This is a genomic window from Roseateles sp. GW821-FHT09H10, from assembly GCF_059415865.1.
The window spans coordinates 481,697-495,936 of record NZ_JBWKOB010000005.1 but is presented as its reverse complement, the minus strand read 5'-3'; the positions used below and the strand labels follow the sequence as shown (position 1 = coordinate 495,936).

Annotated in this window: 10 protein-coding genes; 8 read left to right on the top strand and 2 right to left on the bottom strand. The window is 69.8% G+C overall.

Annotated elements, in window-relative coordinates:
• Positions 1 to 88: 88 nt before the first annotated feature.
• Genes AC07OY_RS23435 through AC07OY_RS23400 form a run of 8 tightly spaced genes read left to right on the top strand, consistent with a single transcriptional unit; the run spans position 89 to position 11,404 of the window.
• Complete coding sequence (locus AC07OY_RS23435) at positions 89 to 2,026, top strand: XrtA/PEP-CTERM system amidotransferase (RefSeq protein WP_495044982.1); 1,938 nt, start codon at positions 89 to 91, stop codon at positions 2,024 to 2,026.
• Complete coding sequence (locus AC07OY_RS23430) at positions 2,023 to 3,237, top strand: TIGR04063 family PEP-CTERM/XrtA system glycosyltransferase (RefSeq protein ID WP_495044981.1); 1,215 nt, start codon at positions 2,023 to 2,025, stop codon at positions 3,235 to 3,237. Before AC07OY_RS23435 ends, AC07OY_RS23430 begins: the two co-directional genes overlap by 4 nt.
• Positions 3,237 to 4,430 carry a glycosyltransferase gene (locus tag AC07OY_RS23425; RefSeq protein ID WP_495044980.1) on the top strand — a complete coding sequence of 398 codons (1,194 nt, stop codon included), beginning with the start codon at positions 3,237 to 3,239 and terminating at the stop codon, positions 4,428 to 4,430. The genes AC07OY_RS23430 and AC07OY_RS23425 overlap by 1 nt, the downstream gene beginning before the upstream one ends.
• Complete coding sequence (locus AC07OY_RS23420; protein ID WP_495044979.1) at positions 4,423 to 5,745, top strand: putative O-glycosylation ligase, exosortase A system-associated; 1,323 nt, start codon at positions 4,423 to 4,425, stop codon at positions 5,743 to 5,745. Before AC07OY_RS23425 ends, AC07OY_RS23420 begins: the two co-directional genes overlap by 8 nt.
• On the top strand, positions 5,742 to 6,722 hold the full coding sequence (locus AC07OY_RS23415; protein WP_495044978.1) for a polysaccharide deacetylase family protein: 981 nt from the start codon (positions 5,742 to 5,744) through the stop codon (positions 6,720 to 6,722). Before AC07OY_RS23420 ends, AC07OY_RS23415 begins: the two co-directional genes overlap by 4 nt.
• 11 nt (positions 6,723 to 6,733) lie before the next feature.
• Positions 6,734 to 7,999, top strand: coding sequence for a glycosyltransferase (locus AC07OY_RS23410; RefSeq protein WP_495044977.1), 1,266 nt, complete (start codon positions 6,734 to 6,736; stop codon positions 7,997 to 7,999).
• Positions 7,996 to 9,483, top strand: coding sequence for a lipopolysaccharide biosynthesis protein (locus AC07OY_RS23405; protein WP_495044976.1), 1,488 nt, complete (start codon positions 7,996 to 7,998; stop codon positions 9,481 to 9,483). Before AC07OY_RS23410 ends, AC07OY_RS23405 begins: the two co-directional genes overlap by 4 nt.
• Before the next feature lie 22 nt (positions 9,484 to 9,505).
• Positions 9,506 to 11,404, top strand: coding sequence for an acyltransferase family protein (locus tag AC07OY_RS23400; RefSeq protein WP_495044975.1), 1,899 nt, complete (start codon positions 9,506 to 9,508; stop codon positions 11,402 to 11,404).
• A 14-nt stretch (positions 11,405 to 11,418) separates the two neighbouring features.
• Here AC07OY_RS23400 and wecB read toward each other — a convergent pair whose 3' ends face one another.
• Both wecB and AC07OY_RS23390 read right to left on the bottom strand, forming a co-directional pair.
• On the bottom strand, positions 11,419 to 12,534 hold the full coding sequence (wecB, locus tag AC07OY_RS23395; RefSeq protein ID WP_495044974.1) for a non-hydrolyzing UDP-N-acetylglucosamine 2-epimerase: 1,116 nt from the start codon (positions 12,532 to 12,534) through the stop codon (positions 11,419 to 11,421).
• 17 nt (positions 12,535 to 12,551) lie between these two features.
• Positions 12,552 to 14,228, bottom strand: a complete 1,677-nt coding sequence (locus AC07OY_RS23390; protein WP_495044973.1) for an asparagine synthetase B family protein — start codon at positions 14,226 to 14,228, stop codon at positions 12,552 to 12,554.
• Positions 14,229 to 14,240 lie beyond the last annotated feature (12 nt).

The following is a 14,240-nucleotide window of genomic DNA, read 5'->3' as shown; positions in this document are numbered from 1 at the left end:
CTGGGCGCGGCTTCCCTGGCTGTGCCCGCGCGCAGCGCTTCTTGCAGCGCCCGCGGGCGCGGCGATTTTTCAATGGGCTGAACTTTTCATGTGCGGCATCACCGGTTTGTTCGACACCCGCGGCCAACGCCTACCCGAGCGCCAGCGGCTGCACCGGATGAACGAATCCCAGCACCACCGCGGCCCCGATGAGGGCGAGCTGCACATCGAGCCCGGCCTGGGCCTGGGCCACCGCCGCCTGTCCGTCATCGACATCGCGACCGGCCAGCAGCCGATCTTCAACGACGACCGCAGCGTCGCCCTGGTCTTCAACGGCGAGATCTACAACTACCAGGAGCTGACGGCCGAGCTGACGGCCCTGGGCCACCACTTCCGCACCAAGAGCGACACCGAGACCATCGTGCGCGCCTGGGAGCAATGGGGCGAGGACTGCGTGCTGCACCTGCGCGGCATGTTCGCCTTCGCCCTGCATGACCGCCGCCGCGACTGCCTGTTCATGGCCCGCGACCGCCTGGGCGTCAAGCCTATGCATTACGCGCTGCTCGACGACGGCTGGCTGCTGTTCGGCTCCGAGCTGAAGAGCCTGCTGGCCCATGGCGGCATGCCGCGCGACCTCGACCCGCATGCCGTCGAGGAGTATTTCGCGCTGGGCTACGCGGCCGATCCGCGCACCGTCTTCAAGGCGGCGCGCAAGCTGGAGCCGGGCCACCGCGTACTGTGGAAGCGCGGCGAAAGCCCGCGCCAGCCCCAGGCCTACTGGGATGTGCGCTTCACGCTGGACAACCCCATCTCGCAGGCCGATGCCGAGCAGGAACTGCGCGAACGCCTGAAGGAGGCCGTGGCGCTGCGGCTCAAGGCCGAGGTGCCGCTGGGCGCCTTCCTGAGCGGCGGCGTCGACTCCAGCGCCGTGGTGGCCGTCATGGCCGGCCTGCAGGGCGACATGCCGGTCAACACCTGCTCCATGGGCTTCGACGACCCCAAGTTCAACGAGGTCGAGTTCGCGCAGATGGTGGCGGACCGCTACAAGACCAACCACCGCGTGCAGACGGTGGCGAGTGACGACTTCGACCTCATCGACACGCTGGCTCGGCTCTATGACGAGCCCTATGCCGACAGCTCGGCCATCCCGACCTACCGCGTCAGCCAGTTGGCGCGCCAGCATGTCACCGTGGCCCTCAGCGGCGACGGCGGCGACGAGAGCTTCGGCGGCTACCGCCGCTATCGCCTGCACATGATGGAGGAGCGCCTGCGCGCCGCCATGCCGCACGGGCTGCGCAAGCCGCTGTTCGGCACCCTGGGCAATCTCTATCCCAAGATGGACTGGGCGCCGCGCTTCGTGCGCGCCAAGACCACCTTCGAAGGCCTGGCGCGCACCAGCACCCAGGCCTATTTCCACTCCATGTCCATCATGCGCGGGCCCATGCGCTCCGCCCTGTTCTCGCCCAGGCTGAAGAGCGAGCTGGCGGGCTACGACGCCTTTTCCGTCTTCGAGCGCCATGCCGCCAATGCCGGCACCGAGGACCCGCTGGCCCTGATCCAGTACCTGGACACCAAGACCTACCTGGTCGGCGACATCAACACCAAGGTCGACCGCGCTTCCATGGCGCACAGCCTGGAGGTGCGCGAGCCGCTGATGGACCACAAGCTGGTGGAATGGCTGGCCACGCTGCCCTCGCACCTGAAGCTGCGCGACGGCGAAGGCAAGTTCCTGTTCAAGAAGGCGATGGAGCCCCTGCTGCCCAACGACGTGCTCTACCGCCCGAAGATGGGCTTTGCCGTGCCGCTGGCACGCTGGTTCCGCGGGCCGCTGCGCCAGCGCGTGCGCGAGGCCGTGCTGGGCGAGCGCCTGGCCGACACGGGCTGGTTCAACCGCGACGAGTTGCAGCGCCTGGTGGACCGCCACCAGAACGGCCAGAGCGACTTCAGCGCGCCGCTGTGGACGCTGATGATGTTCGAGGCCTTCCTGCGCCAGGTGGTCGACGCGCCCGAATCCATCGGCCTGCCCGTGCCGGAGGCCGTGGCATGAGGGTGCTGCATGTCTTCGACCATTCCATCCCCCTGCATTCGGGCTACACCTTCCGCTCGATGAACCTGCTGCGCGGGCAGCGGGCGCTGGGCTGGGAGACCTTCCACATCACCAGCCCCAAGCACAGCGCCGGGCTGGGCGACAAGGCCAACGGCGCGCTGCAGGAAGACGTCGACGGCCTGCAGTTCCACCGCACGCCCGAGGCGCCCAAGGCGGCTCTGCCGGGCCTGGGCGAGTACCGCCTCATGCAGGCCCTGGAGGCGCGGCTGGAGCAGGTGGCGCGCCAGGTGAAGCCCAACATCCTGCACGCCCATTCGCCCGTGCTGAACGCCTTGCCGGCGCTGCGTGTCGGCCGGCGCCTGGGGATCCCGGTCGTCTACGAGGTGCGCGCCTTCTGGGAAGACGCGGCCGTGGACCATGGCACCACCCGCGAGGGCAGCGCGCGCTACCGCCTGACGCGCTGGATGGAGACGCGCGCCCTGCGCCGTGCCAGCCATGTGTTCACCATCTGCGAGGGCCTGCGCGGCGACATCGTGGCCCGCGGCATCCCCGCCGAGCGCGTCACCGTCATCCCCAACGCCGTCGACATCGAAGCCTTCACGCCCGGCGGCCAGGCCGACCCGGCCCTGCAGGCCCAGCTGGGGCTGACGGGCTGCACCGTGCTGGGCTTCCTGGGCAGCTTCTACGCCTACGAGGGCCTGGACCTGCTGCTCGACGCGCTGCCTGCCATCGTGCAGCAGCGGCCCGACGTGCGCGTGCTGCTGGTGGGCGGCGGCCCGCAGGAGGCTGCATTGAAGGCCCAGGCCGCGGCCCTCGGTCTGCAGGACAAGGTGCTCTTCACCGGCCGCGTGCCGCATGCCGAAGTCACGCGCTATTACGACCTGGTCGATCTGCTGGTCTATCCCCGCCACCCGATGCGCCTGACGGAGCTCGTCACGCCGCTGAAGCCGCTGGAGGCGATGGCGCAGTCGCGCGTCATGCTGGCCTCGGACGTCGGCGGCCACCGCGAGCTGATCCGCGACGGCGAGACCGGCCGGCTGTTCAAGGCCGGCTCCGCGACCGACCTGGCTGCCACCGTGCTGGACATGCTGGCCAAGCGCGAGCAGTGGCCGGCCATCGGCACGGCCGGCCGGCGCTTCGTCGAGACCGAGCGCAACTGGACGCGCTCGGTGTCGCACTACGTCCAGCCCTTCACCCGGCTCGTGGGCTGATGCGGCTGCTGACCTTCTCGTCGCTGTATCCCAGCAGCGCCCGCCCGCGCCATGGCCTGTTCGTGGCTGCGCGGCTGCGCGAGCTGCGCCAGCGCCATGGCTTCGACGCGGAGGTCATCGCGCCGGTGCCCTGGTTCCCGTTCACGGCCGAGCGCTTCGGCGACTATGCCGCCTGGGCCCGCACGCCGCGGCACGAGAGCTGGCAGGGCCAGTCGGCCCACCACCCGCGCTACTTGATGCTGCCCAAGATCGGCATGGCCATGCAGCCCGACGCGATGGCGCGGGCCGCCATCGCCTGCGTCGAGCGCGAGGCGATCGCCTTCGATCTGGTCGACGCCCACTACTTCTATCCCGACGGCATCGCCGCCGCGGCCCTGTCGCGGCATTTCGGCAAGCCCCTCGTCATCACCGCGCGCGGCTCGGACCTGAACCTCATCGGCCAGAACCCGCGCGCCCGCGCCCGCATGCTGCAGGCCTGCGAGCAGGCCTCCGCCTGTGTCGGCGTCAGCCAGGCGCTGGTGGACGTGCTGCATGGCTGGGGTGTGCCGGCGCACAAGCTGCACACCATCCGCAACGGCGTGGACCTGGAGCGCTTCGCGCCACTGTCGCAGCAGGACGCGCGCGCCGGGCTGGGCCTGGACGACGCGCCGCTGCTGCTCGCCGTGGGCAACCTCATCGAACTCAAGGGCCATGCGCTGCTGGTCGAGGCCGTGCAACAGCTGGCCGCTGCCCAGCCGCGCCTGCAGCTGGCCATCGCCGGCGAAGGGCCGGAGCGCGAGTCCCTGCAGGCCTTGATCGACCGCCATGGCCTCGCCGGCCGCGTGCGCCTGCTCGGCTCGGTCGGCCAGGCCGACCTGGCGCGCTGGTATGCCGCCGCTGACCTCTTCGTCATGCCTTCCAGCCGCGAAGGCCTGCCCAACGCGCTGCTGGAGGCCCTGGCCTGCGGCACGCCGGCGCTCGCCACGGCGGTCGGCGGCATCCCCGAGGTGCTGGCCGGTGCCCCGGATGCCGGTGAACTGCTGCGCGAGCGCAGCGCCGCCGCCATCGCGGAGGCCGTACAGCGCTGGCTGGCGCGCGACGTCGACCGGGCCGCCGTGCGCCGCATGGCCCAGGCCTATGCCTGGGATGCCAGCGCGGCCCAGCTCGCGCGGCTGATGAAAGCCGTTGCGGCGGGAGAAGCTTGCCATGCGTGACCTGATGCTGCTCCTCCCGCTGGGGTGGATCTTCCTGAACGCGTTCAAGCGGCCCTGGATCGGCATCCTCGGCTGGACGTGGATCAGCATCATGAACCCGCACCAGCTGTCGTGGGCGCTGCGCACCATGCCCTTCGCGGCCGCCATCGGCGGCGCGACGCTGATCGGCCTGTTCATCACCAAGGACAGGCGCGACTACTCGCAAAGCCGCGAGAGCATCATGCTCATCATCTTCATGGTGTGGATGTGCATCACGCTGCCGTTCTCGATGATCTTCGACGAGTCCTACGAGCTGTGGAAGCGCGTCATGAAGATCGACCTGATGATCCTGGTCGCCATGGTGCTGCTGCACAGCAAGCGGCACATGATGCTGCTGACCTGGGTGCTGGTCTTCTCCATCGGCTTCTTCGGCGTCAAGGGCGGGGCCTTCACCCTCGCCACCGGCGGCAGCTACCGGGTCTGGGGGCCTGAGAACACCTATATCGAGGGCAACAACGAGGTCGCGCTGGCCATCGTCATCGTCATTCCGCTGATGCGCTTCCTGCAGATGCAGATGCAGGCCAAATGGGCCAAGACGACGATGACCATCTGCATGGTGCTGATGGCCATGGCGGCGCTCGGCAGCCACTCGCGCGGCGCGCTGCTGGCCATTGCCGCGATGGCCATCGTGCTGTGGTGGCGGGGCAAGAACAAGGCGGCGGGCGCCATCATCATGGTCGTCGTGGGCATCGCGCTGCTGTCGGTGATGCCGGCCGAATGGTGGGACCGCATGAACACCATCAAGACCTACGACAAGGACGAGTCGGCCATGGGGCGCATCAACGCCTGGTGGATGGCCTGGAACCTGGCCAAGGCCAACTTCTTCGGCGGCGGCTTCATGATCTGGACGGGCATCATCTTCCAGGTCTACGGGCCCGACCCCAACGACGTGCACGCGGCCCACAGCATCTACTTCATGGTGCTGGGCGAGCAGGGCTTCCTGGGCCTGTTCATCTTCCTGACCCTGTTCACCATGGTCTGGTTCACGGCCGGGCATTTGCGGATCAAGGCCAAGGGCAAGCCGGAGACGCAGTGGCTGTCCGACATGGGCAGCATGCTGCAGGTGAGCCTGGCGGGCTATGCGGTGGGGGGCGCCTTCCTGAGCCTGAGCTACTGGGACCTGCCCTACAACCTGCTCGTGCTGGCCGTCATCGGCCGCCGCTGGCTGGACCGCAAGGAATGGCTGCGCGAGAAGGAGGAGCCTCTCATCCACTGGCCGGAATTCCTCAAGAAGCAATTCGCCAAGCGGCGCAAGCAGCCGCCGGCCCCGCCATGAAACCCCTGTTCAGCCTCCTGTCCCCGGCGGGTGCGCGCGCGCGCCTGAGCGTCTTCATCTTCCACCGCGTGCTGCCCCAGCCCGATCCATTGTTTCCGGACGAGGTCGATGCGGCCCGCTTCGATGAGCTGCTGGGCTGGATCAAGTCCTGGTTCCAGGTGCTGCCGCTGGACACGGCGATCCGCCAGTTGAACGAGGGCAGCCTGCCGGCACGCGCCGCCGCCCTGAGCTTCGACGATGGCTATGCCGACAACCACGACGTGGCGCTGCCCCTGCTGCGCAAGCATGGCTTGCCCTGCAGCTTCTTCGTCGCCACCGGCTTCCTGGATGGCGGGCGCATGTGGAACGACACGCTGATCGAGTCCGTGCGCCTGAGCGCGCTGCCGTCGCTGGACCTGCGCGGCCTGCGCGATGGCCGTGGCGAGGACCTGGGCCAGCACACGCTCGGCGACACCGCCGGCCGGCGCGCGGCCCTCGGCAAGCTCATCGAGCGCGTCAAATACCTGCCGCCCGAGCCGCGCGTGGCCTGCGTCGACGCCATCGCCCAGCGCGCCGAAGTCCGTCCGCCCGACGACCTCATGATGAGCAGCGAGCAGGTGCGCGGCCTGCATCGCGCCGGCATGCAGATCGGCGCGCACACGGTCAGCCATCCCATCCTGGCCACGCTGCAGCCGCAGCAGGCGGCAGACGAGATCGGGCGCAGCCGCGATGTGCTGCAGGCCCTGCTCGGCGAGAAGGTGGGCCTGTTCGCCTACCCCAATGGCAAGCCCGGCACCGACTATCTGCCGGCCGTGCATCCGGCCATCGTGCGCGACCTCGGCTTCGATGCCGCCGTGTCGACGCGCTGGGCGGCGGCGACCCGCCAGGACGACGTGTTCCAGATCCCCCGCTTCACGCCCTGGGACCGCGGGCGGCTCAAGTTCGGCATGCGGCTGATGAACAACCTGGCCCGCAGCGCCGCCGGCGCGGCTTCCTGAATCGATTTCCCATGCGCTCGCTGCTCTTCATCGCCTACATGTTCCCGCCCTTCGCGAATTCGGGAACGCGCCGTTCGCTCGAGTTCGCGAACAACCTGCCGGACTACGGCTGGCAGCCCACCGTCGTCACCTTCGCCAACCCCAAGCCGCGGGATCGCGACGAGCGCCTGCTGGACGAGGTGAGGCCGGGCACGCGCGTGCTGCGCGTGCCGCATGCGAGCGAACGCTGGGCCCAGCGCCTGGGCGCGCTGGCGCCGGCCAGCCAGCGCCAGCGTGTCGTCGACGGGCTGACCTGGCGCCTGGACCGCCTGTGGGCCATCCCCGACGATGCCGCCGCCTGGCGCAGCGAGGCCGTGGAGGCCGCCGTCAAGGCCCATCGCGAGACCCCCTTCGACGCCATCCTGGCGACGGGCTCGCCGTGGACGTCCTTCCTCGTCGGGCATGACATCGCCCAGCGCACGGGCCTGCCCTATGTGCTGGACTACCGGGACCCCTGGCGGCCCACCAACACGGTGGCCTGGGACACGGAAAGCCGCCTGCAGCGCTGGTTCAGCCCGCGCCTGGAGCGCAAGGCCGCCGCCAAGGCCGCGGCCATCGTCACGACGACGCAGAGCCTGACGCGCTCGCTGCAGAAGGACAACGGCCGCGACGACATCCAGTGCATCACCAACGGCTTCGTGCCGGCAGACTTCGCCGGCTCGCCGCCACCGCCGGGCGACGGCCTGGTGCGCGTCAGCTACACCGGCGTCTGGCGCCCCGGCTACGGTCCCGATCTGCTCTACCAGGCCCTGCAGCGCCTGAAGGAGAGGGGAGCGCCCGGGCTGGAGCGGCTGCGCGTCGACACCGCGGGCTTCCCGCCCGGCCCCGCGAAGGACTTCGGCGTGCAGGACATCGTGCATGAACATGGGCGCGTCACGCATTCGACCGCGCTGCGCCTGATGACCGAAGCCGACATGGTCTTCCTGCCCGTGTCCAACGGCTTCTTCGCGATGGCCTCCCTGCCTGGCAAGCTGTTCGAGTATGTCGGCAGCGGCCGGCCCATCCTGGCGGCCACGCTGCCGGGCAGCGAGGTCGCGCGCGTGATCGAGGACGTCGGCGGCGGCCGGCAGATCCTGCCCGACGACGTAGAGGCGGCCGCCGGCGTGCTGGCCGATCTGTGCGCCGGCCGCGAGCTGACGGGCTTCGCGCCCCAGCGCCCGGAACGCGTCACGGCCTACACGCGGGCCGCCACGGCCCAGCAGATGGCACGCATCCTGGACAAGGCGGTCGCAGGGTGAGCGACAGCGGCAAAGGCGTTCGCAAGGCGCTGGCCTTCTCCTTCATCGAGCGCTGGCTCAGCATCATCATCGCGCTGGGCAGCAATGTGCTGCTGGCGCGGCTGCTGTCGCCGGAGCAGGTAGGCATCTTCTCGGTCAGCCTGTCCGTCATCGGCGTCGCCCAGGTGCTGCGCGACTTCGGACTGGTGAACTACGTCATCCAGGAGAAGGAGCTGCAGCAGGATTCGCTGCGCACGGCCTTCGGCCTGTCGCTGCTGCTGGGCGGCGGCCTGTTCCTGGTGGTCATGCTCGCCGCGCCCGCCATCGCCGCCTTCTACCGCGAAGGCCTGGTGCGCGACACCCTGTGGGTCTGCGCGCTCAACTTCCTGCTGCTGCCTTTCGCGACGGTGACGCTGGCCCTGCTGCGCCGCGAGATGGCCTTCCGGGCGCTGGCCCTCATCGGCCTGTGCAGCGCCGCGCTGGGCGCCATCGTCAGCATCGTGCTGGCCTGGGCCGGCCAGGGCGTCATGGCGCTGGCCATCGGGTCGGTGGTCACCAACGCCGCCAGCTGCGTGGGGGCCTGGATCGCACGCCCCGACAGCCTCAAGCTCAGGCCCAATCTGAAGGCCTGGCGCCGCCTGCTCGGCTTTGGCGCGCAGAGCTCGCTGACGGGCGTGGTCACCTCCATCTCCATGGACGTCAACGACCTGGCGGTCGGCAAGCTGATGGGCTTCGAGCCGGTGGCCATCATCAGCAAGGCCCAGGGGCTGATGCAGCTCTTCCATCGCGACGTGATGACGGCCATCCGCAACGTCGCCTTTCCCGCCTATGCCAAGGCGGTGCGGGAGGGCCAGGACCTGGAGGCGCACTACATGACCGGCGTCACCCACGTCACGGCGACGGCCTGGCCTTTCTACGGCTTTGTCAGCCTGTACGCGCTGGAGACGCTGCGCCTGCTGTTCGGCCCCCAATGGGACACCGCCGCGGCCCTCGTGCCCTGGTACTGCCTGTGCGGCGCCGTGGCGGCGACGGCCAACCTGATCAATCCGCTGATGCTGGCGGCCGGCCGCATCGACCTGCTGACCAAGGTCGAGCTGCTGTGGCAGCCGCTGCGGGCCGCCATGATCATCGTGGCCGCGCTGTGGTTCAGGTCCATGCTGGCCTGCGCCATCGCGCTGCTGCTGGCCCTGCTGCTGCAGGTGCCCCTGCTGTACGCGGCCAAGGCGCGTTTCATGCGCAACGACTGGCGCACCTGGGCGCGCAACCTGGCCCGCAGCGCCGGCGCGGCCCTCATCAGCCTGCTCGCGCCGCTGGCGATCGCCTGGCACTACGGCATCGAGCGCAGCACCCCCATGCCGGCCGCCGCCTTCGCGCTGGCCATCCTGCTTTGCATGCTGACCTGGATTCCCGGCCTGCTGCTGGTGAGGCATCCGTTGACGCGGGACCCGGCCTTCCTGAAGTTGCTGGGCAAGCTCGGCATGAGCCGGCTGTCGCGCTCGCCGTGACGCCCAGTTGAATCCGTCGCTGATGAAATTCCGACCCGACATCGAAGGACTGCGCGCCCTGGCCATCGTGCCCGTGGTGGTGTTCCACGCCTGGCCCGCGCTGCTGCCCGGCGGCTTCATCGGCGTGGACATCTTCTTCGTGATCTCGGGCTATCTGATCACGACGCTGCTGCTGCAGCGCCTGCAGGCCGGCAGCTACAGCATCGCCTCCTTCTACGCGGCGCGCATCCGGCGCATCTTCCCGGCCCTGTTCGCGATGCTGGCCATCGTCGCGCCGCTGTGCCTGTGGCTGCTGGAGCCGCAGCCGCTGCGCGAGTTCGCGCGGCTGCTGGGCGCCACCGGGCTGTTCGTGTCCAACATCGAGCTCTACCGCACGACGGGTTATTTCGAGAGCGCCGCCGAGCTGAAGCCGCTGCTGCACACCTGGTCGCTGGCCGTCGAGGAGCAGTACTACATCGTCTTCCCCCCGCTGCTGGCGCTGCTGTGGCGGTTCGCGCCGCGCTTCATCGGCTGGGTGCTGCTCGGCATCGGCCTGCTGTCCTTCGCCTATTGCATGCGGCTGATGCCCTATGGCCCCGACCTCGCGTTCTACGCGGCGCCGGCCCGCACCTTCGAGCTGATGATCGGCTCCCTGCTGGCCTGGTGGGTGAGCCGCGGTGGCGGGCGCATCACGCGGCCGGCCTGGGTCAACGACCTCGTCGGCTGGGTCTCGCTGCTGGCCCTGGTGGCGGCCCTGCTGTTCATGCGCGCCGAGCCTCATTTCCCCGGCCCGGCGGCCCTGTGGCCCTGCCTGCCGACGGCGGCCCTGATCTGGGTCGGCGAGACCGGCCGGCCGCATGCGACGCGCTGGCTGTCAATGGCGCCGCTGCGCTGGATAGGCGCGCAGTCCTTCTCCCTCTATCTCTGGCACTGGCCCGTCATCGTGCTGGCCAAGCACTGGCTGCTGGACGAGCCGACGGCCCTGCAGGCGGCCGTGGCCGTGGCTTTGTCGGTGCTGCTGGCCTGGCTGTCCCTGCATTGGGTCGAGGCGCCCGTGCGCCATTCGAAGGTGCGGCAACGCACGCTGCTGATCGCCGGAGCTTCCACCATCCTGCTCAGCCTGGCGGCGGCATGGGCCCTGACGCTGGCGGCCGACCACCGCGCTGCGCAGCCCGGCCGCGACGCCGCGCTGCGGGCGGGGGCGAGCGATTCCAACCCCGACCGCAAGCGCTGCCATTCATCCGGCAACCGCTGGCTCGATTACGACGCGCGCTGCCTGTTCGGGCCGGAAGCGGCGCCCAGGACCCTGGTGGTCTGGGCCGACAGCCATGGCGCCGAGATCGCCCGCGCCCTGGGCGACCAGGCCACGGACCGGCGTGTCGCCCAGCTGACCAGTTCGCGCTGCCCGCCGGCACTGGACTTCGCCGCGCCAGGCCGCAAGCTCTGCACGTCGGTGAACCAGGCCCTGCTCGACCGCATGATCCAGGATCCCACGGTCGACGCCGTCCTGTTGACGTCGCGCTACGAGTTCTACCTGGCCGACGATGCGGCGGCCTTCGAGGCTGGCCTGGTGAAGAGCGTGAAGCGCCTGCGCGAGGCCGGCAAGCAGGTGCTGCTGCTGGACCCGGTGCCGACCTACCACTATCCCATCCCGGATTCGCTGGCCATGCGCTGGCGGCGTGGTGAGCTGCCCGAGGCCCAGGGCCAGACCCCGAGCCAGTACGACCAGCGCCAGGCGCTCGCGCTGGCGATGCTGGAGCGCGTGGCCCAGCAGGGCGGCGCGACGCGCGTGCCGGTGCGGGACAAGCTGTGCCCGGCCGAGCTCTGCCGCGTGCTCGACGGCGACCAGCCGCTCTACTTCGACAGCAACCACCTCAGCATGCGCGGCTCGGCGCTGGTCGCGCCCGACGTGCTGCGGCGGCTGGACGGCGCCCGGCCTTGACCGGCTAGCTGGGCTCAGGCGCCGAGGCGGGTCGCCAGCGCCTCGACGATGCGCTCCGACGAATGGCCGTCCCACAGCGCGGGACGGCGGCCGGCCTTGGCGCGGCCGCCCAGTGCATCGCGGCAGGCTGCGAGCACGCGCTCGGGATTCGTGCCGGCCAGCACATTGCTGCCTTCGTCCACCGTCACGGGGCGCTCGGTGCTTTCGCGCATGGTCACGCAGGGCACGCCCAGGGCGGTGGTTTCCTCCTGCAGGCCGCCGCTGTCGGTCAGCACCACGGCGGCGTCCTTCCACAGGTGCAGGAAGGACATATAGGGCTGCGGGCCCAGCACATGCACGTTGGGCGCCAGGGCCACGCCCAGGGCTTCCAGGTTCTTGCGGGTGCGAGGGTGCATCGGGAAGACGACCGGCACATCGGCGGCCAGCGCATTGACGACACCGGCGGCGCGGCGCAGATTGGCCTCGCCGTCGACGTTGCTGGGGCGGTGCAGCGTGACGACGGCGTAGCGGCCCAGCTGGCGCTTCAGCGCGTCGCTCTCCAGCGTCGTGGTGTCGAAATCCTGGCCCAGCTTGGCGGCCTGGTAGAGCAGGTTGTCGACCATCACATGGCCGACGTCGTGGATGGCCTCCTCGGCCTGGCCTTCGCGCAGCAGATGGGCATGGCCGGAGGGCTCGGTGACAAAGAACCAGTCCGTGATCGCGTCGGTGACGAGGCGGTTGATCTCTTCCGGCATGGCGCGGTCGCCGCTGCGCAGGCCGGCCTCGACGTGCGCCACCGGCACGCCGGCCTTCTTGGCCACGATGGCGCAGGCAAGCGTCGAGTTCACGTCGCCCACGACCAGGCAGCAGGCCGGGCGGTCCTCGGCCACGCAGGCCTCGTAGGCCATCATGATCTTGCCGGACTGTTCCGCATGGGTGCCGCCGCCACAGTTCAGGCGCACGTCCGGGGTCGGGATGCCGAGTTCCTGGAAGAACACGTCATTCATGTCCTTGTCGAAATGCTGGCCGGTGTGGATCAGGCGGGCCTGCAGCCGGCCATCGGCCGCGATCGCGCGCATCAGCGGCGCGATCTTCATGAAGTTGGGCCGGGCGCCGGCGATCAGGTGCACGAGGGGGCGGGTGTCAGACATGGCGTGTATCCAAAAGGTTAGGGGGCGACGCGGTAGTCAGGCGCGTGGGCTCGCATCCACTGCTCCAGCATCATCAGCGTCCAGACCGTTTCGCCGTAGTAGCCGGCGTGCTCCTTGAGCCGCTCGGTCAGCAGGCTTTCCACGAAATCGGCGCGCACGATGCCGCGCGCGGCAATGCCGCGCAGCGACTCGGCGGCCAATGCATTCAGGGCGGCATCCTTGACCGCCCAGGGGCCGAAGGGCAGGCCGAAGCCGTGCTTCTTCTTCGTCAGGATCTCGTCGGGCAGAAAGCCGCGCAGGGCCTCCTTGAAGAACCAGCGCAGCTTGAAGCCGCGCAGCTTGTAGTTCGTCGGCAGCTTCAGGGAGAAGTCCAGCAGCCGCGTGTCCAGCAGCGGGAAGCCGACGTCGACGCCGGCCAGGGCCGTGGTGCCGACCACCTTGGGCAGGTCGTTCTCGGCCAGGGTGTAGCGCCAGTCGAAGGCCAGCATCTGGTTGACGAGGCTGGCGCCCTGCGGGCCGGCGGCCCAGGTGGCGCGCTGGTGCTCGCGCGGGCCCTGGGTGTTGACGGCGGCGAGGAAGGCCGGCGTCAGCATGTTGGACAGGCCCAGGCGGTCCAGCAGGTTGTAGCTCTGCATGCGATCCGGCATGGGCACGCGGGCCTGGCGGATGTAGCTCGTGCCCTTCTTCAGCAGCGGGATGCTGCCGGTGACGGGGTTCATGAACAGCGGGTTGAGGACGCCGGCGCGCAGCGGCGACGGGATCTGGCTGTAGACGTGGAAGACGCGCTCCTTGGCGTAGCGGGTGTTGCCGCCGAAGAGTTCGTCGCCACCGTCGCCGGCCAGCATGCGGGTGTGGCCGTCGGCGCGTGCCTTGCTGGCGCAGTAGAAGGCCGGCACGGCCGAGGAATTGCCGAAGGGCTGGTCGTAGTGGGCAGCGACGTCGGGGATGGACCTGACGAGGTCGGCCGGCGTCACGTAGTACTCGTGGTGGTCGGCGCCATAGGCCTTGGCGGCGATGCGCGCGTATTCCATCTCGTCGTAGCCCTCGGCCTCGAAGCCGATGGAATAGCTCGCCGGCGCCTTGCCGGTGACCTCGCCGAGCAGGCCGCAGACGGTCGAGCTGTCGGTGCCGCCGCTCAGGAAGCAGGCGGTCTTGCCGTCCGGGCTCAGCCTGTCCCTGACCGACGTGCGCAGGATGCTGCGGAACTCTTCCTTCAGCGCGCCGAAGCTGGGGCTGGCCTGCTCGTCAAAGCGTGCGACCCAGTAGGGCGCGACGGTCAGCTGGCCGTTCTCGAACAGCGCGTAATGCGCCGCCGGCAGGCGGTGGATGCCGACGTAGATGGTGCGCGGCGACGGGATGCAGTGATGGAAGAGGTAGTTGAAGATGGCCTGGGTGTCGAGCTCGCGGATGCCCAGGCGCCGGGCCAGTTCATCGGCGCGCGTCGCGAAGTGCAGGCGCCCGTCCTGCACCGCGTAGCACAGGCTGTGCACGGCGAAACGGTCGACAGCCAGATAGCTGCCGCCGCTGGGCAGCTTGAGCGCCACCGCGAACTCGCCACCCACGTCGGCCGCGCAGGCTGCGCCGCGCGCCGCATAGGCCTGTTGCCAGGCCGCGAGGGCGTCGGCCGCGGGCGCCGCGAAGCGGGGGAGGCCGGAGGCGAAGGGCGTGTCGGGTGGCAGGTCGTGGGCTTGCATTTCTTGTTGTCG

Bases quoted from the DNA above. Each gene is read 5' to 3' on its own strand.
- AC07OY_RS23435 (WP_495044982.1), top strand. From the start codon at position 89: ATGTGCGGCATCACCGGTTTGTTCGACACCCGCGGCCAACGCCTACCC.
- AC07OY_RS23430 (WP_495044981.1), top strand. From the start codon at position 2,023: ATGAGGGTGCTGCATGTCTTCGACCATTCCATCCCCCTGCATTCGGGC.
- AC07OY_RS23425 (WP_495044980.1), top strand. From the start codon at position 3,237: ATGCGGCTGCTGACCTTCTCGTCGCTGTATCCCAGCAGCGCCCGCCCG.
- AC07OY_RS23420 (WP_495044979.1), top strand. From the start codon at position 4,423: ATGCGTGACCTGATGCTGCTCCTCCCGCTGGGGTGGATCTTCCTGAAC.
- AC07OY_RS23415 (WP_495044978.1), top strand. From the start codon at position 5,742: ATGAAACCCCTGTTCAGCCTCCTGTCCCCGGCGGGTGCGCGCGCGCGC.
- AC07OY_RS23410 (WP_495044977.1), top strand. From the start codon at position 6,734: ATGCGCTCGCTGCTCTTCATCGCCTACATGTTCCCGCCCTTCGCGAAT.
- AC07OY_RS23400 (WP_495044975.1), top strand. From the start codon at position 9,506: ATGAAATTCCGACCCGACATCGAAGGACTGCGCGCCCTGGCCATCGTG.
- wecB (WP_495044974.1), bottom strand. From the start codon at position 12,534: ATGTCTGACACCCGCCCCCTCGTGCACCTGATCGCCGGCGCCCGGCCC.
- AC07OY_RS23390 (WP_495044973.1), bottom strand. From the start codon at position 14,228: ATGCAAGCCCACGACCTGCCACCCGACACGCCCTTCGCCTCCGGCCTC.